Genomic DNA, 20,679 nt, shown 5'->3' with positions numbered 1-20,679 from the left:
ACAGCAAATTGAAAGCTGCAACGTGCAACATGCCTTGCCGATGAAAAGACGATGGAAGCGTTTAGCGGCGCTGTGTCTTGCGGGACTTGTCCTGGCCACGCCTCTCGTTGCCCGTGCCGACGAGGACGATGACGGCGACCATGACCGGGCGCGGGATTTGTACGAACGCGGCGAAATCAAGGGACTTGCCAATATACTGGACGTTGTCCGCGCCAAAGCTCCCGGCGATGTTGTTGCGGTCGATCTCATCCGCATGGCCGACAGATGGGTCTACCGTTTTCAGGTGGTGGGTGCCGATGGCCGGCGAAAGACCGTCGACGTAGACGCCGGTGCGGGTGTCATTATGCGCGATGGGGAGGGTGATCGATGAAGATCCTCCTGGCCGAAGACGAGCCCCGTATCGCTGCCGATATCACGGCCGCCCTCAAGGCGTCCGGAATGGCTGTCGATATCGTAAAGGATGGCGAAGCGGCCTGGTTCGCAGGCGATGTCGAGAATTATGACGCCGCCATTCTGGATCTCGGATTGCCCAAGCTCGATGGTCTTACGGTCTTGAAGCGTTGGCGGACCAATGAACGCAGGTTTCCGGTTCTCATCCTGACTGCAAGAGGCATGTGGACCGAACGCGTGGACGGCATCAATTCCGGTGCTGACGACTATCTTCCCAAGCCCTTTGAAATGGAAGAACTGCTCGCTCGGTTGCGGGCGATCCTGCGTCGCTCGGCAGGGCAGGCCACGCCCGTTCTGAGATCCGGCCCGCTGCTTCTGGACACGCGCCAGATGCGCATTTCGCTTCGTGGCATTCCTGTTTCGCTTTCGCCGCTGGAGTACCGGCTCCTGGCGTTTCTGATGCATCACGCAGGGCGGGTGGTGGCGCCGACCGAACTGGCCGAGCATCTCTACGATTCAGGCAACGACCGCGATCCGAACGCGATCGAGGTCATTGTAGCTCGGTTGCGACGGAAGCTCGGCAGCGATGTCATCGAAACACGACGCGGCTTCGGGTATCTGATGCCCGACGGTCCCATCTGATGGATAACTCGATCCGCTTCAGGTTGTGGCTCACGGCAACGATCTCGATTCTTGTCGCGCTCGGCATCGCCGGCGCCGGCTTGCGCTATCTGTTCGAACTGCACGTCGAGCGGCGCGTGGTGGGCGAACTGACAGTCGACCTCAACGAACTGATCGGCGCGACGACCTTCACAAGCGATGGCCGCCTTGTCGTGACCCCAGTGCTAACCGACCCGCGGTTTGCCAATCCGCTCTCCGGCTACTACTGGCAGGTGGAGGACATCGTCACCGGCAGCCTCGAGCGTTCGCGATCATTGTGGGATGCCAAGCTGCTCCTGCCTGCCCACAGCGAAACTGGTGGGGTGCGAAAGGTGGAGGAGTTCACCGGGCCGGGCGGAGAACTCAGTATTGCGGTCGAGCGCACGATCATCGATGCCGGAGGCCGTTCCTTTCGCGCTGTCATGGCCGAAGATCATCGAACCGTTGAGGTGTCTGTAAGCGAATATGTCCGCGACCTTGCTCCGGCTCTCCTGATGCTCGCGGCAGTCCTCATGGCCGCGTTTTTCATCCAGATCACCATCGGCCTTGCACCGCTGGAAACCTTACGTGCTGCCGTTGGAAGCGTGATAGCACAGCGAACAGCACGGCTCGATGTGGTGGCACCAAGCGAAGTGCAGCCGCTCGCTGACGAAATCAACCGTCTTCTCGATGCGCAGGAGAAGGCTCTCGCTCGGGCGCGTTCACGCGCCACCGATCTTGCGCATGGCCTCAAGACGCCGCTGCAAGTTCTGTCGGCCGACATCCGTGCCCTGCGAAAAAAAGGCGAGACGGATCTCGCCGACGAGATCGAGAAGAGCGCCGGAGCGATCCGGCGCCATGTCGAGCGGGAGCTCGCCCGTGCACGCCTCGCGCCCGGCGTCTCCGGCAAGGCATCCTGCCTTGTGTCGGACGTGGCGGCTGGCGTCATTGCCGTCGTCAAACGAACGCCAAGTGGCACGCAGCTTTCTTTCACGATGGGGGTCGCGGAAGATCTGATGGCGCCAATCGACGAAGGCGACCTGTCGGAAATTCTCGGCAATCTGGTCGAGAACGCCGCGCGCTATGCAAAATCGTCAGTCCGTGTCGGTGCATCCACCGATTGGGACGAGGTGACCATCAGTGTTGCTGATGATGGTCCAGGTATACCGGATGCCGATCGCGAGTCCGCGCTGTCACGTGGTGTCCAGCTCGACAGCAAGGGCGGCAGCAGAGGCCTTGGCCTTGCCATTGTTTCCGACATCGTCGAAGCTTATGGCGGCCGCCTTGCCATGGCCAACGCCGATCCTGGTCTGGTCGTGACCATTTCCTTGCCGCGACACAGTTGAGCGCGCTTCAGGCAAAGCCCGGGAAATAGTCGACCTTTATCTTCGAGCGGCGAACACCCATCGCCAGCAATTTCTGGCGCAGCGCCTTGACCATCGCCTGCGGGCCGGAAATGTAGAAAGTGCGCTCGAGGTAGTCGGGCATGGCCAGCCGTATCAGGCGCTCGTCGATGTGGCCGGGATACTGCCCGCGCTCGCGCCCTTGCGCCACAGCGTGGACCGTCTTGATACCAAGTTCCTGCCTGGCCGCGCCAAGCACGTCGCGATAGGCGATGTCCTGCTGTCCCTCGGTTCCGTAGAGGATGACGATCGGTCGCCGCTCTTTGCGATCAAGTAGATATTGCAGCATCGAGCGGAATGGCGTGATCCCGATGCCGCCGGCCAGGAAAGCGATCTTGGTTTCACGCCGGGCGGGCAGCGTGAAGTTTCCGGCCAGTTGCGCGGCGTGGATCGTGCTGCCTGGCTTCATGGTCAACAATTCGCGCTTGAAGGCGCTTGATTGCGGATAGAACTTTACGCCGAGGCGTACCGTTTCCTCCGTAGGCGCCGAGGCCACCGTGAAATAGCGGCGGTTACCGCGATTGTCGGCACGATCGAGGCCAAGCGTCCATTCAAGATACTGGCCGGCCTCAAAGGCGAGCTTACGCGGCGAACGGAAGATGAAGTCAAAGCTGTCGACAGCCGATTGTTCGATGCGTTCGAGCGTCAGCACAAACCGTCCCTTCGGGCCGGCCGCATAGGCAAACAGGTTGCCGGCGAGCAGCGCCAGTTCCGGCGTGAAATAGAACGAGCCGATATGGATGTTGGGAGCAAACAGAAAGCCGACGATCGCGGCAAAGGCAATGCGCGGCCAACGCATCGTCGGCGCCGTCAGCGGCTCGGTCAGCATCACAAAGGCAAAGAACAGCATGGGCGACGAACCCAGGGTCTCCGTAAGCGCGGTCCCGTACTGCGACGGATCGCTTGTTGCCAAAATGGTCGCCAGCGCCACGACAACAAAGGTCGACACAAGATCAAGCCGGCGCAGTTTCCGCACAATGAGCATGCCGCCGAAGAGAACAAGCGGAAGCAGCGGCAGGTTGCCGCCAACCCACCAGGTGGCCGGTTGGTCGAGCAGCAGCGCGGACAGCGCCACGCCCAGCGCAGCCGGATTGAAAAGGTGCTTTCGGCCGATGGTGAGAATGAATTTGGACGAAATCGCCCAGACGGCTGCGAATGCCACCGCCGCAATCCCCTTTATGTCAGTGACTGCTACCGGATCGAGAATGAGTGCCAGGATGAGTGCGGTGATATAGACGGACTCGTTGTTCGCCGGCACTGCAAAGACTTGCGCAAAGACCTTGTTGGTGATCCAGCAGGCGGCCAGCGCAAGCGCTGTCGTGAAGGCAAGCGCAATCGGATCATGTGGCACCAGCTTGACGAAGCCGAGCACAAACGCCGCCCCGACCAGCGCCATCAGATAGTAGAGGACCAGCCTGTACATTGTCAGGTGATCGAGGAAACGGTCGATGGTCTTGATCATGGCAGGCAAAGGGCTCCGAACCCGGTGGTCGGCGTAGCGCGGCCATTGGTGTCTATGACATAGCCCTCCATGCCAGGCGTCTGCTCGATGAAGAGAATGCCGTCCCGCCCCATGGCGAAGGCAGCGGTGGCGAAACGATCGGCTTCGAGCACATCGGCGCCGATCACGGTCAGGCTGACGATGTCTTGAATTGGACTGCCAATTGCATGCGGGTTGTAGATGTGTTGACCGCGGACATAGGTGCCGGAGGTCGCGACACCGCGGCCACGGGGATAGACGATCTTTACGATCTCGTGGCCGTTGAAGGGATTGCGGATGCCGACGCTCCAGTCCTGGCCCGAGCCATTCCTGCCGCCGGACTGGACGTCGCCTCCCGCCTCGATGAAGAAATCGCTGATACCGGCTCGCTGAACGATGGCTGCCGCGTTGCGGATGGCCCAGCTCTTGACGATGCCGGAAGGATCGAGCGAACCGTCGGGCTTGCGAATGTCGAAGTAGCCGTCCGTCTCGTCTTTCGTCTGCCGTGCGAGAGCAAACACTTCGGTCATCTCGCCGCTCCACTCGACGACGGGAATGTCGCCGCGGTTGATGGCTGTGATCTCGCTGTCGGCCCGGTATGTGCTGAAGCGCAGGTCGATATGCTCGAAATAGCCGAAGGCCGTGTCGATCAGCTCCCCGTTCCACGCGCCGCCGACATCGACCGTGATGGGCATGCCCATCAAAATTCGCGTTTCGCGCATGGACCTACGACGACGCTTGCTTCAGCGCGCCGCGAAGCGACTGGATGAAAGCCCTGCTGGTCAGCGTCGCTCCCGAAATAATGTCGACATTGGCGCTCTGTGCGCTGATCGCTTCGTCGCGCAGCACGGGCAGCGCCTGCCTGTTGATGCTGACGGAGGTGCGGCGGTCGGATGGATATTTCAGCACTTTCAGCGCTGTAAGCTGCCCGCCTTGTACGAGGGCCTGAATCTGGATGATGCCGTAGTAGGCATCGGCCGTGGGGCCGGTGTAGACGCCATCGGCATAGCCCTGTGCGGCGAGCTTCATGCCCACCCGGACGACACGTGCTGGTGCTTCCGGATATGCCGGCCTCGGCTGCGCGACTGGTATGTAGACGGGCGTTACGGCGAATGAAGGCGCTGACGACGCAGTATCTGTGACAGCCGGCGTCACTGGCTGCGCCGGCGGCATTGGTAACGGTTGTGGTGCCACTGGAACCACTGTCTGCTTGACTGGATCATTTGACCGTTCGGCGGGCGCTGCTATGCCAGCCGTCGTTTCCCTGGCGACCGGGAACCTTGTTCTGAACTGGGGTGAGGGCGCCGGCAAGGTCCGAAGCACCGGCGAAGCAGCAGCGGATGCCGGCTCTGTTGGCTGCACGGAAGGCGCTTCGGCTGCGTTGGCCGGCAGCACTTCGCCAAGCATATCGTTCGCCGGTTCCTTGCCGGCCTGATCCCAGACATAAGCGCCAGAGGCGGCGATCACGAAAAGTGACAAGGCAATCTGTTTCATCGGAATTTTGTTTCCACGTTGAATCTCGCACGGCGATCCGTCTGGCCCGCTTCGGATGCAATATCCCACGACCAAGCTGACAACTGGCTGTCAGCCGAAGTCGAGCTGCGAGGGGCCCGTGAAAGCTCAAGGGAGGCGGCAAATTGACTTGTCCTGGATCAAGGTTGTCGCATAAGCAGCGTGGTAGGAAGGTTCTCTCAAGCGAGGTACTGCCTGTGACTGTTGCCAACGAGCCGACCGGATACTCCGGAACCCAGATAGTGCTGCATTGGACTATCGCAGTGCTGATCGTCCTTCAGCTTTTAATTGGCGAGGACATCAAGCCGGCTTACCGGGCATTCTCGCGCGGCACCGAGCCGGCAGCTGACGACATCTTCAACGCGAACCTTCATGTCTATGTCGGTTTGGCCGTTCTGGTGCTGGCCATCTGGCGGTTTGCGGTCCGTCTGCGGCATGGTGTACCGGCGGCGCCGCCCGAAGAAAGCGTCTGGCTGAAACGGATTGCCGCGGCCGCCCATTTCCTGCTGTATCTTTTCATTTTCGGGATGCCGATCACTGGGGCGCTGGCATGGTTCTTCAGCTTTCGAGCGATGGGTGAGATACACGAACTCGCCAAGCCGGTGATCATCATTGTCGTCGGCCTCCATGCCGTAGCGGCGCTGTGGCAACATTTCTATGTGAAATCGGATGTGCTGGTGAGGATGCTGCGACCCGCCGGACGGCGCGCGCCGTGATGTCATGAGCCGCCTGCACAGTGAAAACCATCTTGTATCGCGCATCGGCTGGCTGCGCGCCGCCGTGCTTGGCGCCAATGACGGCATCGTGTCGACGGCCAGCTTGATCGTGGGCGTCGCGGCGGCCAATGCAGCGGCCGCCAACGTTCTGGTGGCCGGCGTCGCCGGGTTGGTCGCCGGTGCGATGTCGATGGCGGCCGGCGAATATGTCTCGGTCAGTTCGCAGTCCGATACCGAGCGAGCCGACCTCGACCGTGAGCGAGGCGAGTTGGCAACGCAGCCAGACTTCGAGCGACAGGAACTTGCAGACATCTATGTCAAGCGTGGTGTGGAGCAAACGCTCGCATTGCAGGTCGCCACCCAGTTGATGGCGAAGGATGCGCTTGGCGCCCACGCGCGCGACGAACTCGGCATTTCGGAAGTGACGACGGCGCGACCAATCCAGGCGGCGCTGGCTTCGGCGGCGGCATTTTCGGTTGGCGCGGCCATGCCGTTGTCAATGGTGTTCGTTTCACCAGCCGCGTGGCTTGCCGCAACCGTGTCTGTTGCCTCGCTCCTGTTCCTGGCGATTCTCGGGGCCATTGGAGCCAAGGCGGGCGGCGCCAAGGTGTTGAGGGCAACTGTTCGCGTCACCTTCTGGGGAGCGCTGGCCATGGCGCTGACCGCCGGCATTGGCGCCGCGGTTGGTACCGCCATCTGATCCGCTTGTCCGGCGTTGATCTCTGTCGATGACCGAACACTTGTTCCTCGCGCAAAACAGTCCTGCTCAGAGAGCGGTTCAGCGCATTTGCTGTGAAGTTGCGTAAGCGCAACGAAGGCAGTCCGAGCCGGATTTATGAAGAGGGCTTCGCAAATCGCGGAGACGTCATCATGAAACAGCGCAGTTCGATCAAACCCGATATGGTCGTCGACGAAATCATGAGGAAATGGCCGGCAACGGTCGCTGTGGTGCTGAGACACAAGATGCTCTGCGTCGGCTGTCCGATAGGCACTTTCCATACGGTGACTGAGGCATGCCGTGAACATCAAGTCGATGAGGGCGACTTTCTCGTCGAACTCGAATTGGCCATTCGAGGAGAACGATGACGATCAGTCTTTTACCCGGTTCTCGGCCAGAACCACAAGGCGATGCGCATCTTTGACCGTGACTCTCTGGCGCCCGCTGACAATTATTCCGTTCTCTTCCCATTTGCTGAGGAGCCGGCTGACGGTGTGCAGCGTCGTTCCCGTCATCTCCGCAATGTCCTGCCTCGAAATCGGGAAGTCGATCTCTATGCCACTGTCGGTCTTTCGGCCGGTCTGGTTAGCCAGTCGCAGCAGCGCATGCGCAACCCGCTGCTCCACCTGTTCCGTGGACATCTCCACCACCCGCGTCTGCGTCTCCTGCAGCCTGCTTCCAACCGTCCTGTAGGTGGCTGCCCCAAACACGGGGAAGCGTCTCGACAGATCAGGCCATAGGGGGTTGGGCCAAGCCAGTACCACGCAGTCCACCGCCGCGATTGCGCTGGCGGGATAGGTCGTCCGGCCAAGGGCTGCGGCGACGCCAAAGATCTCGCCTTCGCTGATGTACCTGGCGATGACCTGCTGTCCATCCGGCGTGGTGCGGAAGACGCGTATGTGGCCAGAGATCAACACGAAGAACGAATGGGCCTCGGTTTCCTGCTCGAAGATCGCGGAGTCCTTGGCATAGCGTGACGATCTCGCGCTTTGGAGAAGCTCGCTCTGCTCGTCAGGGGTCAGTCCCTGGAAGAGCGGCAGCTTCGATATCAGCGATCGATCCAGCAGAACCAAGCGGATTTCCCCACGCCCCAGCGTTCAGGTCAGACCTTTCTTATCCCGAGTTTGCGCCAGCGCAAATTGTCTCGGGCCGCATCAAGCTAAATGGCATGGAACGGCGCAACGCCGCGAAGACGAAACAAAGGACAAATCGATGAAACTCACCATCCTCGCTGCCGCAATCTCCCTCTTGGCGCTCGCAAGCGGCGCAAGCGCTGAAGAGCATGTGGTGCAAATGCTCAACAAGGGCGAAAAAGGCGCAATGGTTTTCCAGCCGGCCTTCGTCCAGGCGGCACCCGGCGACACCGTCAAGTTCGTGCCGACCGACAAGACACACGACGCCGAGTCGATCAAGGGCATGCTTCCGGATGGCGCTGAGCCTTTCAAGGGCAAGCCCAGCGAGGAAATTACCGTCACGGTGACAAAGGAGGGCGTCTACGGCGTCAAATGCGCGCCCCACTACGGCATGGGGATGGTCGCACTGATCGTTGTCGGCAAGCCGGTCAATCTCGATTCCGCCAAGGCGGTCAAGCATCCTGGGAAGGCAAAAACGGTGTTCGCCGACCTGTTCACCCAGGTTCCTGCGAACTGACAGCAATCGATACAGGCATGCCTGCCGCAAAAAGGGCGGGCACGGGCCGGACGGACCGAGGGCGGCGGTTCATCCGGCCCTGTTCATTTGAGGATACAGTCATGGGGATTCCACGCCTGCAGGCCTACGCCGGGCCTGCATTTCTTTCCTACGGGTTCAGGCCCTTCTTTCTCCTCGGGTCGCTGTATGCTGCGCTCTCCATTCTGCTTTGGCTGCCGATGTATGCCGGCGAACTCGATGCCCACAGTGCGTTCGTTCCCGTCGACTGGCACATTCACGAGATGCTGTTCGGCTATCTGCCGGCGATCGTTACCGGGTTCCTGCTGACAGCCATCCCGAACTGGACCGGCCGGCTGCCCGTGCAAGGCCTGCCCCTGCTGGCGTTGGTGGTCCTGTGGCTTGCCGGCCGTGCCGCTGTCTTCGTCTCGGCGGATATCGGCTGGGTAGCGGCAGCCGTGATCGACGGTTCATTTCTGCTTGCTGTCGCAGCCGCTGCGGCACGCGAAATCATCGCAGGGCGGAACTGGCGCAATCTCAAGGTGCTGCTGCCGCTCGCCGTCCTGGCGTGCGCCAACGGTGCGTTCCATATCGAGGCCCACCTTCAAGGCACATCTGACATCAGTCGCAGGCTCGGCATGGCTGCGGCGATCATGTTCATCTCGCTGATCGGGGGGCGCATCATTCCAAGCTTCACCCGCAACTGGCTCGTCCGCGAAAATCCTGGGCGGCTGCCTGCGCCGTTCGATCGTTTTGACGTCGCCTCGATAGCCATCTCAGCCATTGCGCTGGCTGCTTGGACGCTCGCTCCCGACCACGAAGTGTCGGCAACGCTCGTGGCCGTCGCGGCAGTCTGCCAGGCATGGCGTCTGTCGCGTTGGGCTGGCGAACGCACGTTGCGGGATCCGCTGGTGCTGGTTCTGCATCTTGCCTACGCCTTCGTGCCGATCGGTCTTGCCCTGGTATCGGCGTCGATCTTCTTTCCCGATGCCGTGCCGGCGGCGGCAGGACTTCACGCGCTCGGGACTGGCGCGGTGGGCTCAATGACGCTTGCCGTGATGACCCGCGCGACGCTTGGGCATACCGGGCAAAAGCTCAAGGCTGGGAAAGGCGCCTCGTTCATCTTCGTGACCGTCCTTTTGGCGGGATCATTGAGAATCCTGGCCGCCTTTGTGCCCTATGGCGTGGTGATCGACATGGCCGGCACCGCATGGGTGGCGGCATTCGCAAGCTTCATCCTGACCTACGGAACCGCGTTGATGACGCCAAAGGCACAGTGAGGCGACGGGAGTGCAGGCGAAACACGATGGAGCGGACGCTGCTGTTTTTTCAGGCAATGCCGAGGTAGCCGAGGAAACGGTTCGCCCATCCTCGATGGTCGCGGACCAGCCTGAATCCAAGATTGTCGGGAGGTGTGCCAACGGCGCAGCCACCGCTTTTCCCGTCGCCGACGAAGTTCGACATGTACGCCCTGTGAAGCCCTTCAAGGACGTGGACGCCGCAATTGTCGACCGAACTCACGACATCGGTCCCGTCCGCAGCCAACGTGGTGCGGACATAGCAGGTCGAAGTCCACTCCCAGACGTTGCCGGAAAAGTCGGCGAGGCCTAAGGAATTCACACCAAAGGAGCCACGGCTCCTGGGCAAGGGGTCCGGTTTGCGATTGAGGTCCACCTCGGCCTTGTAGCTGGTGAGCCAACGCCTGGCGGGATTGTTGGTATCGTTTTCGACACCCTCAAATTCCCCTGCAAACCGCTCGGCCGCGGCAAACGCCCACTCCTCATCGGATGGCAGCCGCCAGTCGTCGCCTATCGCCTTCGAATACCATTGGGCGTAGGCATTGGCGTCGAGATAGCTCACTCCGGTAGCGGGAGCATCGGGCGCGATCGCGTGCGTCTCCTGTGCCGGCTGACAGCCGCCAGCCGCCACACAGCTCGCATAGTCTGACGCGCTGACCTGATAGGTCATGATTTCGATAGGTTTATTGAACTGTCGGCTGAGCCGCGGATTTGCTTGCGGGCGCCCATTCCTCAGGAACTCGCCCGGCAGGGGATATGTGATCGAACCGGGGACCAGGGTAACTGTCGTGGCGGCAGGGTAGGACTGTCGATGTCCGTTCCGGCCGATGGCAGACAAGCCCATCGGAACCGATGCAGCCGCCATGGCGACCGAGACAACCTTGACGATGAGAGGTGACATGGCTTTTGTCCATGCCCGGACAGCGACGCTGTCCGGGCAAATTGGAGTGCCGTCAGTTGGTGGCGATGGGTTTAGGCGCCTCGACCTGCGTCATCAGGTCGTCATCCCATTCGCCCTCCACCATGAAGTGAGCGGTCGCCCCGAGTTCCACAGCTTCGATCAGATTGTGGTTGACGTAAGCGTAGACACCGGGCTGCAGGAACGTATAGAGCGCCGAGCCTGCCGAGCCGCCGCGGATGAACCAGGTTTCCAGATCCTTGGCCGGCGGATTGGCGAATTTTCCTTGTTCCCAGACATAGTCACCGTGTCCACCGATGAGATGTGGCCGCGTATCGCGGTTGGCCTGCGAATGGACGATCAACACGGTCTCGCCGACCTTCGCCTTCATGGCGTTGTCGCCGGTCAGCGAACCGGCCCTGCCGTTGAACACCACATGCGTCGGGATCAGCCCGCGCATGACCTTGACGATGTCGTCGTAGCCGTCGCCTGCCGATTCATAGCTCTTGTAATTGCCCTTCTCATCGCGCGGAATATAGAAGTCGCTCTCGCCGATATAGAAGATCTTGTCGTATTTGACCGGCTCGCCCTTGTCGTTCCTGAGCCCGTCGCGCGGCAGCACCATGATGGCGCCATTCATGCCGGAGACGACGTGCCACGGGATCATCGGTCCGCCGGGAGCACAGTGATAGACGAAAGTTCCCGTTCGGGTTGCCTTGAAGCGCAGCGTCACCTGTTCGCCGGGATTGATCAAGGTGAGGGCGCCGCCGCCCAGCGCACCCGTCGCTGCGTGAAAATCGATGTTGTGGGCTAGCGAGTTGGTGTCGGGATTGATGAGCGTCAGCTCGACATAATCGTCTTGGTGGACGACCATCAGCGGGCCCGGGATCGAGCCGTTATAAGTCATTGCATTGAGCTGCGTCCCGTCGGCGTCGATGACCATCGGTTTCTCCTCGATCGTGATGGTGAATTCGACGATCTTCGGACCGCCTTTGGCGATCTGGTCGTGCGGATGCACAAAAGGCGGTGCCACGAGCTTGACCTTGTCGCGGCGAAGTCCTCGAATGTCTGCTTTCGTCACCGTTGCCGACAGTGCGGGCAGTGCCGCCACGGCGGCAGCGCCAATCGCTGCTCCGAAGAGGGCTTCGCGTCGCGTGATCATATCAATCTCCTATCTCAACCGTTGCGGATGAGCAGAAGCTAACTGACCTGACGCAGCGTTTCTTTGCGCTGGCGCAAATTGGTGAGTGTTAATTGGAGCAACAAACAGCCTCGACTGCGGCAATCTTGTGCGTCAAGAATGGTCGAGCAAGTCCCGCTCGGTTTCGAGCTTGGCGATGGACGGGCGTCTTCGCTGCCGACAGCGTGCTCGCCAACCATGACGGGCGCTATACGCTGGAGGAACTCGCCGACAGCCTCATGTCTAAGTGATGTGGGAAGGGAGCAGAACCCCAAGGGACGCTGCTTGGCGTCCCTGCTTTTTTCCGCAGCTATGAAACCATCACCGAGAGCGGATCTGTACGGAGGAAGAGGCTGTCCTTGACTTGTCCGACGCCGGCAACGTTCTCCGCCGCAACGATCGCGGCTTTCCGTTGACGCTCGTCGACAATCGCCCCGGTCAGTTCGACGACGCCGTCGCTGACCCTTACATCAATCAAGTCACCGCCGCCCCACGATTGTCCCTGCAGCTCGGCAAGTACGGCCTTGCGGATCAGGTCGTCATCGGGTGGCGTGGTGCCCTGTTTCGGCATGGCGCGGATCAGGACAGGCAGCAAATCAGTTCGCGTGATGATGCCGACGACCCTGTCCCGATCGACAATCGGCACATTGTTGATGCGGTGTTGCATCATCAAGTTGACAATCTGTGCAATTGAGGCGCCTGGAGACGCCGAAATGACGGCTGTGGTCATCACCTCATGGATGATCCGTCCGTTCGAGCGCGCATAGTCTTCGGCGACTGTGCCCGGGCCAAGATCAAACTCCAGCCAGCGCGGACGCACACGCTGGGTCCCAAGTTCTTCTCGGCGCAAGAAGTCGCTTTTGCTTACAATTCCAACGAGGGCACCGTCGCTGTCGGTTACCGGGAGGCAGCTGACTTTGTTTGAAAGCATGAGCTCGGCCGCTTCGGCGATCGTCGCGTTCGCATCCGTCGTGATGACTGCTTTCGTCATGATGGCTTCGGCTAGCATCCTTACCCTCCTGATCTTACGTCGGCCGACGATGGGACATCCCGACCCGCAGCGCTTTGATCTGAGTCACTTGGAGCGAGGAGCATTCTCCGCGCCGTCGTCGCGGTCGATTAGAATGCGCTCCGCAGCGCCATCGAGATCATCGTACTGGCCGCTTCTCAACGCCCACAGGAACCCGCCCAGGCCTAGCGCGCCAAGGAAGAGGGCGACCGGGATGAGGTAGGCAAGGGTCGTCATGAGGATCGCGAGAATTCGTTGACGCCGGATCCTCTGGAGGTCCGAACCACTTTCGCCGGCGAACCTGGCATGGAACGCCGCAAACGCATTGCATTGCCAATGACAAGCAGCGATGACGCCGACATGGCAATCGCCGCTATCAATGGCGTGACGTGCCCGAGAATGGCGATCGGCACGGCGACAGCATTGTAGACGATGGCGATCGCGATGTTCTGGCGGATCAGGTTTCCCGCGTTGCGCGAAACGTCCAGCGCCAGCGGAACCGCCATGAGGCTTTCGCGCAGGAAAACGAAGTCGGCTGCATTGCGGCCAATGTCGGCGGCGGTGGCCGGTGCGATCGAGACATGGGCCGCGCTCAGCGCCGGCGTGTCATTGAGGCCATCGCCGACCATCAAGACCTTATGTCCATCGCGTCTAAGGGACTCGATGCGTTCAACCTTGCCGGATGGCAGCAGACACGGAACGAAGTCGCCGACACCCAGCATTTTCGCAACATCCTGGCAGGCATGGGCGGTATCGCCTGACAGCATTTCCACCGCTATTCCAGCGTCGTTCAATTGCTGGACGGCAGCCCTGGCGTCGGCACGCAGCGCATCCTCGAAGGCGAAGGTAGCAACAATCAGCCCATTCCTGGTCAAAACCGTTCCGCCATAGCCATGCTTGCCTTCGCCACCGGTCCGGGCTTTCCATCCCGCCCATCCGCGCCGACCCAGTTGCCAGGTGGTCCCGGCGTGGGTGGCTTCGATTCCGAACCCTGCATGCTCGCTGACGGTATCGAATGTGAGTTGCCCGCTAGAAGTGGCAAAACCGGAGATGGCCTTTGAAAACGGATGACGCGAATGTGCGGCCATGGTGGCCGCAATCATCAACATTGCCGGATCGATCGAGGCCGCGTTGACGAGCCTGGGCTGTCCGAGCGTGAGCGTGCCGGTCTTGTCGAACACAGCCGTATCGACCGTAGCCAGGCGCTCCATGGCCGACCCATCCTTGACCATGATGCCGTGGTCGAACAGGCGCCGCGCCGCGACCACCTGGACGATCGGCACGGCGAGNCCGAGCGCACATGGGCATGTGATGATCAGAACGGCAATAGCGATGGTGATCGCCCGGTGCCAGTCGCCAGTCACCGCCATCCAGCCTAGGAATGTCGCGAAGGCGCTGAGATGAACCACCGGGGCATAGAGCGCTGAAACACGATCGGCGATCCGGCGATAGTGGGCGCGACCGCCCTCCGCGGCTTCCATCAGCCGAACCATTTCTGCCAGGAACGAATCCTTCGCGGCGGCTGTGGCCTCGATCGTCAGCGGACCGGTAAGGTTGAGCACGCCGGCCTGCACGGTATCTTCTGGCGCCACGCTTCTGGGCGTGCTCTCGCCGGAGACCAGGGAGCAGTCGACGTCGGATGTCCCGCGCGCAATCCTGCCGTCGACGGGGATTCTTTCGCCGGCTGCAATAAGCAACTGCATCCCTGGTTCGATCTCGCCAACCGGCAAATAGTCGCGTGCGCCGTCGCCGCGCAACACCATGGCGCCGCGCGCGGCCAACTGCGACAGACTCTTCACCGCGGTGCGGGCGCGCTCGCGCATCACGTGATCGAGCGTGCGGCCGATCAACAGGAAGAACAGCAGCGATACCGACGCGTCGAAATAGGCGTGGTCGCCATGGGTGATCGTCTCATAGAGGCTCATGGCGTAGGCCAGCGACACGCCGACAGCGATCGGCACGTCCATATTCATGCGGCCGTGGCGCAGCGCAGTCCACGCCGACTTGAAGAAGATACCGCCGGCGAAGGCAAGGGCGGGAATGGCGATCAGCGCGGAGACCCAGTGGAACAGGTCGCGGGTGGCGCCCTCGGCGCCGGACCAGACCGACACCGAGAGCAGCATGATGTTGCCCGCCGCAAAGCCGGCAACGGCGACGGCGCGGATGAGCTCCGATAACGTCCTGTCCTTCGCATCAGATCGGAAGAGCACACGTCTGAACTCCANCAACGCGGTCTCGATCATCTGGATGCAGGCGCCGCAGTGAACCGTCGGTACCGACAGGTCGGTCTGATGAAGGTCGTCGCCCAGCGACCGGCTCGCCAGCCTGACCTCCTGGCTGGACGGCAGAACTGAAGTGGCGCTGACAAGATCCAGCGCGACTTCCGCGCCCGGTGCACAGCAGCTCATTTTAGCGCTCCATTGGAAATCATGACCCTGCGCACGTCGCGATAAGGTTTTGCCAGGCCGGCATCGGCGTCTATTTCGATGATCCAGACACCATCCCTTGGCACGTGTTGTGCTGCAAACTCCTGGCCAGAGACCAGGGCGAGCGTGACGGACTCATCCTCTTTCTCGTAAGCCGGATGGCGAAACAGCACCTTCACGCCATGCAGGGAAACCGGTTTGCCCGCGGCGTCGATGATGCGATAGCGGACTTCGCCCCATGCGATGGTCAACTGGCCGGTCCAGCCAAGCGCTGCCTGCGCACGGCCTTCCTCGGCCTTCTTGTTGAACTGCTGGCTCGCCACATAGGTGTTTTCGACGACAAGGCCGGTCCAGCTTGTGTTGGCAAGCGTCGCCATCGTCAGATTGACCGCGATGACCACGCCGAAAAAGGCAAGGATGGTGGCCAACATGTGCCTGCCGGTGAACTCGCGGTGTTTTCGCGTGGTGGCGTTCATCTGGCGATCTCCGGCGCGTTGAAGGTGGCGGTGTATTCGTTGGACTCGAAGCTGACCTTGTCTTCGACCCGGAATGTGAAGGTCTGCGCCTGGCCATGAATCTGGTCGGCGGGCAGGCGCACGAAAATTTTCAGCATCTTCAGCCGGTCGGGTTCGACCTGGACTGCAAAGGAGCGATCGGCGGGGAGATCGACGCCAACGATGCTCATCTCCGCGCCTGGCAAACCCCCGAGGGTGACGATAATCGTTCTCGGTTCGGGGATCATGTTCAAGAGCTTGACGGTATAGCCATTGCGGATCGAGCCGTCCGAGAGCGTCACGAATTGCGGGTTGCGGTCGTGCAGGACATTGATTTCGAGCCGGTCGCGCGTCAGCAGCGAAAAGAGCAGGCCCAGCCCGATCAGCGACCACATGGCCATGTAGACATAGGTTCGTGGCCGAAANCGTCAGCAGCGAAAAGAGCAGGCCCAGCCCGATCAGCGACCACATGGCCATGTAGACATAGGTTCGTGGCCGAAAGATCTTGCGGATATGGAAATGCGCCACCCTGTCCGAAAACAGGCCGTCATCCGTCCTGACCAGTGATGGATTGACCGAGCTGGCGCCGCCGGCGGTGGCCAGGATCATGTTGGCGTTGTAGTCGGAGAGCGTCGCGTAGGAGATCAGTCCTCGCGCTTTGCCGAGCTTGTCCATGACGCCGTCACAGGCATCGATGCAGAGCGCGCAGGTGATGCATTCGAGTTGCTGACCGTCGCGTATGTCGATCCCCATCGGACAGACGGCGACACAGGCATTGCAGTCGACGCAATCGCCGACGGGATGCCCTGCGGCAAGAACCTTCTTGGCGTGACGCGTGCGCGGTTCGCCGCGCCAGTCATTGTAGGTGACGGTGAGCGAGCTCTCGTCGAGCATGGCTGCCTGGATGCGCGGCCATGGGCACATATAGGTGCAGACCTGTTCGCGCATCAGCCCGCCAAACGTGTAGGTCGTCGCCGTCAGAACCGCGACGGTGATGTAGGCGGCAGGCGCTGCCGTGCCGGTGAAGAGTTCGCCGAGCAGCGTCGGCGCATCGGCGAAATAGAAGATCCATGCGCCNGTGCAGACCTGTTCGCGCATCAGCCCGCCAAACGTGTAGGTCGTCGCCGTCAGAACCGCGACGGTGATGTAGGCGACAGGCGCTGCCGTGCCGGTGAAGAGTTCGCCGAGCAGCGTCGGCGCATCGGCGAAATAGAAGATCCATGCGCCACCAGTCGCTGCGCCTATGACCAGCCAGGTGACGTGTTTCGATGCCCGCAGCACAAGCTTACGAGTGGTCCAAGGACCGGCATCGAGCTTGATGCGGGCGTTGCGGTCGCCCTCGATCGCGCGCTCGACGACCAGGAACAGATCGACCCATACGGTCTGTGGGCATGTGTAGCCACACCATGCACGGCCGACCGTTGACGTGATCAGGAAAAGACCGACGCCGGCCATGACCAGAAGACCGGCGACATAGTAGAATTCCTGCGGCCATATCTCGANTCGCCGAGCAGCGTCGGCGCATCGGCGAAATAGAAGATCCATGCGCCACCAGTCGCTGCGCCTATGACCAGCCAGATGACGTGTTTCGATGCCCGCAGCACAAGCTTACGACTGGCCCAAGGACCGGCATCGAGCTTGATGCGTGCGTTGCGGTCGCCCTCGATCGCGCGCTCGACGACCAGGAACAGATCGACCCATACGGTCTGTGGGCATGTGTAGCCACACCAGGCACGGCCAACAGTCGATGTGATCAGGAAAAGNAGCACAAGCTTACGAGTGGTCCAAGGACCGGCATCGAGCTTGATGCGTGCGTTGCGGTCGCCCTCGATCGCGCGCTCGACGACCAGGAACAGATCGACCCATACGGTCTGTGGGCATGTGTAGCCACACCATGCACGGCCGACGGTTGACGTGATCAGGAAAAGACCGACGCCGGCCATGACCAGAAGACCGGCGACATAGTAGAATTCCTGCGGCCATATCTCGACGAAGAAGAAGTAGAAGCGCCGGTTGGCGACATCGAGCAGCACGGCCTGGTCGGGGGCAAACGGACCCCGATCCCAGCGCAGCCACGGTGTCAGATAGTAGATGCCCAGCGTGATCGCCATCACGATCCATTTGAATCGGCGAAAGCTGCCCGAGGCCCGCTTCGGGAAGATCTTCCTGCGCNTGATCAGGAAAAGACCGACGCCGGCCATGACCAGAAGACCGGCGACATAGTAGAATTCCTGCGGCCATATCTCGATGAAGAAGAAGTAGAAGCGCCGGTTGGCCACATCGAGCAGCACGGCCTGGTCGGGGGCAAACGGACCGCGGTCCCAGCGCAGCCACGGCGTGAGATAGTAGATGCCGAGCGTGATCGCCATCACGATCCATTTGAATCGGCGAAAGCTGCCCGAGGCCCGCTTCGGGAAGATCTTCCTGCGCNAGCGTGATCGCCATCACGATCCATTTGAATCGGCGAAAGCTGCCCGAGGCCCGCTTCGGGAAGATCTTCCTGCGCGCGGCATACATTGGCTGGCGCACCTTGGCGGAGTTGAACGTCGTGGGTTCGATCCGTTCTATTTGCGTGTTATCGAGCACGAGAAGCTCCAGTCACCAGCGACGATTTCGCCGGAAGCCGACTCATCGGTTCTGGATGATGCCGAGGCCCGGCTTGCGCCGGGCCTCGTCGCTTGGCGGGAGGGGGAGGACGAGAATAGGCTGCTTTCCTATTCTCCGCCGCCAAGCGAATGGATGTAGACCGCCAGTTCCTTGACCTTGGTCTCGCCGAGGCGCGCGCCCCAGGCCGGCATCACGCCCTGTTTCGGCGCGGTGACCTGGGCGGCGATGGCCGCTTCGCCTGACCCGTAGAGCCAGATGGCGTCGGTCAGATCTGGAGCGCCGAGTTCCTTGTTGCCTTTTGCATTGTCGCCATGACAGGCCACGCAGTTTTCGGCAAAGACCTTTGCGCCCGGCGCGACCAATGCTTGATTGACGACGGCCCCCGACAGACTGGCGACGTAGGCGCTGACCTGTTTGATCTGGTCGGCGGTGATGATGTCGGCAAAGGCGGGCATTTCCGACAGGCGCGTATCCGGATCGGAGGCGAAGCGAATGCCATGGGTGATCGTCTGCTGAATCTGGTCCGCCTTGCCGCCCCACAGCCAGTCGTCGTCGTTAAGGTTGGGGAAGCCCTTGGAGCCCTGGGCGCCGGAACCATGGCACTGCACGCAATTGAGCTTGAACGCGGCANTACCCGATCGCCCAGACTATGGTGATGTAGAACGTCCAGACCCACCAGCGCGGAAGCGGGTTGTTGAGCTCCCGAATGCCGTCCCACTCATGACCGGTGGTTGAGATGCCGGAAACCTCGTCGATGTGATCGCTGCTCATGATCAGTCCTCCTTCAGAGGAATTTGAGCTGCTTCGCCGGCTTGCCTGCGGCTTCCGGGACGAACTGCAAAGGCAACAGATCCGATGAAGAAAAGAGCCATGGCAAGTAGGCCCCAGCTGTCGGCAAACTCCCGCATGAAATTGTACGTCATGGCCATTGTCCTCAGCGGTAGCCGGCGGTCTCACCGTAGTTCTTGAAATCGACCAGCGTGCCCAGCATCTGGAGATAAGAAACCAGCGCGTCCATTTCGGTGACTTGCTGCGGGTTGCCGTCGAAGTCGCCGATCTTGGCCTTGGGGTAGCGGGCCTCGAGGCCGGATGTGTCGGCGTTGGGATCAGCCTGCGCCATCAAATCGGCATTGGCGTTGGCGATCATGTCGTCGGAGTAAGGGACGCCGACGCGCCTGTTGGCGACCAGATGCGTCGAGAAGTCCTTCACCGCGATCGGCTTGTCCTTAAGGAAGGCATAGCTCGGCATGATCGATTCCGGTACCACGGACCGTGGATCTGTCAGGTGATCCACGTGCCACAGGTTGGAATACCGGTCGCCAACGCGGGCGAGATCCGGTCCGGTGCGCTTCGATCCCCACTGGAAGGGGTGGTCGTATATCGACTCGGCCGCCAGGCTGTAGTGGCCGTAGCGCTCGACCTCGTCGCGGAACGGGCGGATCATCTGGCTGTGNGTGGCAGAGGTAGCAGCCCTCGCGGACATAGATGTTTCGACCAGCAAGTTCGAGCGGCGAGTAAGGCCGCATGCCCTCCACCTTCTCGATCGTGTTGTCGAGATAGAAGAGCGGCGCGATCTCGACGATGCCGCCGATTGTCACGACCAGCAGCGACCCGAGGAGGAGAAGTGTAGCGTTCTTCTCGATGACCGCGTGTCTGTTCATCAACCTCATTTTCTGTCTCATCATCGCGCAAGCTGGAGGGCGGGGGTGGAGCGCGGCATCGGATCCTGCTCGCGCCGGTAGCCGAGGATGGTCATGGCGATGTTCCAGGCCATGATCAGGGTGCCGGAGAGGTACATGGCCCCACCGATGGCGCGCATGATGTAATAAGGGTGCATAGCGGCCACGGTTTCGGCGAAGGAGTAGACCAGGAAGCCCTGCTCGTCGTATTCGCGCCACATCAGGCCCTGCATGATGCCGGACACCCACATGACAGCGGCGTAGACAACGATGCCAAGCGTCGCCAGCCAGAAGTGCCAGGTAACGAGCCTGAGCGAATAGAGCCGTTCACGGTTCCACAGCTTCGGCACCATGAAGTAGATCGCGCCGAACGAGATCATGCCGACCCAGCCGAGCGCACCGGAGTGAACGTGGCCAATGGTCCAGTCGGTATAGTGCGACAGAGAATTGACCGTCTTGATCGACATCATCGGGCCCTCGAAGGTCGACATGCCATAGAAGGCGATGGCCATCACCATCATGCGGATGATGGGATCGGTGCGCAGCTTGTCCCAGGCGCCCGACAGCGTCATCAGGCCGTTGA

The 20,679-nt window shown here is 61.2% G+C and carries 19 protein-coding genes and 7 pseudogenes; 8 read left to right on the top strand and 18 right to left on the bottom strand.

From position 1 onward, the window contains the following. Nucleotides 1-22 precede the first annotated feature (22 nt). Genes X727_RS136000 through X727_RS136010 form a run of 3 tightly spaced genes read left to right on the top strand, consistent with a single transcriptional unit; the run spans nucleotide 23 to nucleotide 2,375 of the window. Nucleotides 23-370: a PepSY domain-containing protein gene (locus X727_RS136000; protein WP_245274241.1), complete on the top strand. Its 348-nt coding sequence runs from the start codon at nucleotides 23-25 to the stop codon at nucleotides 368-370. Continuing rightward, nucleotides 367-1,032, top strand: coding sequence for a response regulator transcription factor (locus X727_RS136005; RefSeq protein ID WP_023835443.1), 666 nt, complete (start codon nucleotides 367-369; stop codon nucleotides 1,030-1,032). The genes X727_RS136000 and X727_RS136005 overlap by 4 nt, the downstream gene beginning before the upstream one ends. Further along, nucleotides 1,032-2,375: a HAMP domain-containing sensor histidine kinase gene (locus tag X727_RS136010; RefSeq protein ID WP_023835442.1), complete on the top strand. Its 1,344-nt coding sequence runs from the start codon at nucleotides 1,032-1,034 to the stop codon at nucleotides 2,373-2,375. The genes X727_RS136005 and X727_RS136010 overlap by 1 nt, the downstream gene beginning before the upstream one ends. A gap of 7 nt (nucleotides 2,376-2,382) precedes the next feature. On the opposite strand, the gene X727_RS136015 is transcribed toward X727_RS136010, so the two are convergent. Genes X727_RS136015 through X727_RS1000000169340 form a run of 3 tightly spaced genes read right to left on the bottom strand, consistent with a single transcriptional unit; the run spans nucleotide 2,383 to nucleotide 4,941 of the window. Next, nucleotides 2,383-3,894, bottom strand: coding sequence for an RnfABCDGE type electron transport complex subunit D (locus X727_RS136015; protein ID WP_023835441.1), 1,512 nt, complete (start codon nucleotides 3,892-3,894; stop codon nucleotides 2,383-2,385). Beyond that, complete coding sequence (locus X727_RS136020) at nucleotides 3,891-4,613, bottom strand: FAD:protein FMN transferase (protein WP_245274240.1); 723 nt, start codon at nucleotides 4,611-4,613, stop codon at nucleotides 3,891-3,893. Before X727_RS136020 ends, X727_RS136015 begins: the two co-directional genes overlap by 4 nt. Before the next feature lie 25 nt (nucleotides 4,614-4,638). Beyond that, a complete protein-coding gene (locus X727_RS1000000169340; protein ID WP_023835439.1) occupies nucleotides 4,639-4,941 on the bottom strand; it encodes an FMN-binding protein in 303 nt (100 codons plus the stop codon). Nucleotides 4,942-5,621: 680 nt separating this feature from the next. Here X727_RS1000000169340 and X727_RS136025 point away from each other — a divergent pair. The 3 genes from X727_RS136025 (at nucleotide 5,622) to X727_RS136035 (ending at nucleotide 7,226) form a co-directional block, all read left to right on the top strand. Beyond that, nucleotides 5,622-6,140 carry a cytochrome b gene (locus X727_RS136025; protein WP_031203602.1) on the top strand — a complete coding sequence of 173 codons (519 nt, stop codon included), beginning with the start codon at nucleotides 5,622-5,624 and terminating at the stop codon, nucleotides 6,138-6,140. A 4-nt stretch (nucleotides 6,141-6,144) separates the two neighbouring features. Beyond that, complete coding sequence (locus tag X727_RS136030; protein ID WP_023830194.1) at nucleotides 6,145-6,840, top strand: VIT family protein; 696 nt, start codon at nucleotides 6,145-6,147, stop codon at nucleotides 6,838-6,840. A 170-nt stretch (nucleotides 6,841-7,010) separates the two neighbouring features. Beyond that, complete coding sequence (locus X727_RS136035) at nucleotides 7,011-7,226, top strand: DUF1858 domain-containing protein (RefSeq protein ID WP_023835436.1); 216 nt, start codon at nucleotides 7,011-7,013, stop codon at nucleotides 7,224-7,226. A gap of 3 nt (nucleotides 7,227-7,229) precedes the next feature. On the opposite strand, the gene X727_RS136040 is transcribed toward X727_RS136035, so the two are convergent. Beyond that, nucleotides 7,230-7,931, bottom strand: coding sequence for a Crp/Fnr family transcriptional regulator (locus tag X727_RS136040; RefSeq protein WP_023835435.1), 702 nt, complete (start codon nucleotides 7,929-7,931; stop codon nucleotides 7,230-7,232). A gap of 139 nt (nucleotides 7,932-8,070) precedes the next feature. Here X727_RS136040 and X727_RS136045 point away from each other — a divergent pair, with 139 nt between their 5' ends. Both X727_RS136045 and X727_RS136050 read left to right on the top strand, forming a co-directional pair. Then, a complete protein-coding gene (locus X727_RS136045; RefSeq protein WP_023835434.1) occupies nucleotides 8,071-8,508 on the top strand; it encodes a pseudoazurin in 438 nt (145 codons plus the stop codon). Nucleotides 8,509-8,609: 101 nt separating this feature from the next. Next, entirely contained in the window at nucleotides 8,610-9,785 is a 1,176-nt protein-coding gene (locus X727_RS136050; RefSeq protein ID WP_023835433.1) for an NnrS family protein, read from the top strand. Nucleotides 9,786-9,834: 49 nt separating this feature from the next. Here the strand turns inward: X727_RS136050 and X727_RS136055 are convergent, their stop codons facing one another. The 14 genes and pseudogenes from X727_RS136055 to X727_RS136095 form a co-directional block, all read right to left on the bottom strand. Continuing rightward, a complete protein-coding gene (locus X727_RS136055) occupies nucleotides 9,835-10,647 on the bottom strand; it encodes an SUMF1/EgtB/PvdO family nonheme iron enzyme (RefSeq protein WP_245274245.1) in 813 nt (270 codons plus the stop codon). A gap of 109 nt (nucleotides 10,648-10,756) precedes the next feature. Continuing rightward, the gene (nirK, locus tag X727_RS136060) at nucleotides 10,757-11,863 is read right to left on the bottom strand and encodes a copper-containing nitrite reductase (RefSeq protein ID WP_023835432.1); all 1,107 of its coding nucleotides are present in this window, start codon (nucleotides 11,861-11,863) and stop codon (nucleotides 10,757-10,759) included. A 328-nt stretch (nucleotides 11,864-12,191) separates the two neighbouring features. Beyond that, a complete protein-coding gene (locus X727_RS136065; RefSeq protein ID WP_023689267.1) occupies nucleotides 12,192-12,890 on the bottom strand; it encodes a CBS domain-containing protein in 699 nt (232 codons plus the stop codon). Between the two features lie 66 nt (nucleotides 12,891-12,956). Further along, nucleotides 12,957-13,127, bottom strand: a complete 171-nt coding sequence (gene ccoS, locus X727_RS136070; protein WP_023835431.1) for a cbb3-type cytochrome oxidase assembly protein CcoS — start codon at nucleotides 13,125-13,127, stop codon at nucleotides 12,957-12,959. Between the two features lie 2,167 nt (nucleotides 13,128-15,294). Beyond that, a pseudogene (locus X727_RS1000000165800) lies at nucleotides 15,295-15,708 on the bottom strand (FixH family protein); the annotation flags it as partial. Between the two features lie 80 nt (nucleotides 15,709-15,788). Next, the gene (locus X727_RS1000000169335) at nucleotides 15,789-16,205 is read right to left on the bottom strand and encodes a FixG Ig-like domain-containing protein (protein WP_245274243.1); all 417 of its coding nucleotides are present in this window, start codon (nucleotides 16,203-16,205) and stop codon (nucleotides 15,789-15,791) included. A gap of 31 nt (nucleotides 16,206-16,236) precedes the next feature. Continuing rightward, nucleotides 16,237-16,887, bottom strand: a pseudogene (locus tag X727_RS1000000169860) (4Fe-4S dicluster domain-containing protein); the annotation flags it as partial. A gap of 1 nt (nucleotide 16,888) precedes the next feature. Continuing rightward, nucleotides 16,889-17,310, bottom strand: a pseudogene (locus tag X727_RS1000000169855) (4Fe-4S binding protein); the annotation flags it as partial. After that, nucleotides 17,241-17,981 (bottom strand): annotated as a pseudogene (locus X727_RS1000000169325) (4Fe-4S binding protein); the annotation flags it as partial. The pseudogenes X727_RS1000000169325 and X727_RS1000000169855, both read right to left, overlap by 70 nt. Before the next feature lie 3 nt (nucleotides 17,982-17,984). Further along, nucleotides 17,985-18,396 (bottom strand): annotated as a pseudogene (locus tag X727_RS1000000167370) (hypothetical protein); the annotation flags it as partial. Between the two features lie 128 nt (nucleotides 18,397-18,524). Continuing rightward, a pseudogene (gene ccoP, locus X727_RS01000000165290) lies at nucleotides 18,525-19,188 on the bottom strand (cytochrome-c oxidase, cbb3-type subunit III). A 2-nt stretch (nucleotides 19,189-19,190) separates the two neighbouring features. Continuing rightward, nucleotides 19,191-19,340, bottom strand: coding sequence for a CcoQ/FixQ family Cbb3-type cytochrome c oxidase assembly chaperone (locus X727_RS136090; RefSeq protein ID WP_023690689.1), 150 nt, complete (start codon nucleotides 19,338-19,340; stop codon nucleotides 19,191-19,193). A gap of 11 nt (nucleotides 19,341-19,351) precedes the next feature. After that, a pseudogene (ccoO, locus tag X727_RS01000000165285) lies at nucleotides 19,352-20,087 on the bottom strand (cytochrome-c oxidase, cbb3-type subunit II). A gap of 11 nt (nucleotides 20,088-20,098) precedes the next feature. Beyond that, nucleotides 20,099-20,679 (bottom strand): cbb3-type cytochrome c oxidase subunit I (locus X727_RS136095; RefSeq protein WP_023835425.1); only part of this gene is annotated, 581 nt, incomplete at its 5' end.

It is taken from the genome of Mesorhizobium sp. L103C105A0 (genome assembly GCF_000502215.1).
Classification (GTDB): Bacteria; Pseudomonadota; Alphaproteobacteria; order Rhizobiales; family Rhizobiaceae; genus Mesorhizobium.
This window is presented reverse-complemented; position numbering and strand designations above follow the sequence as displayed.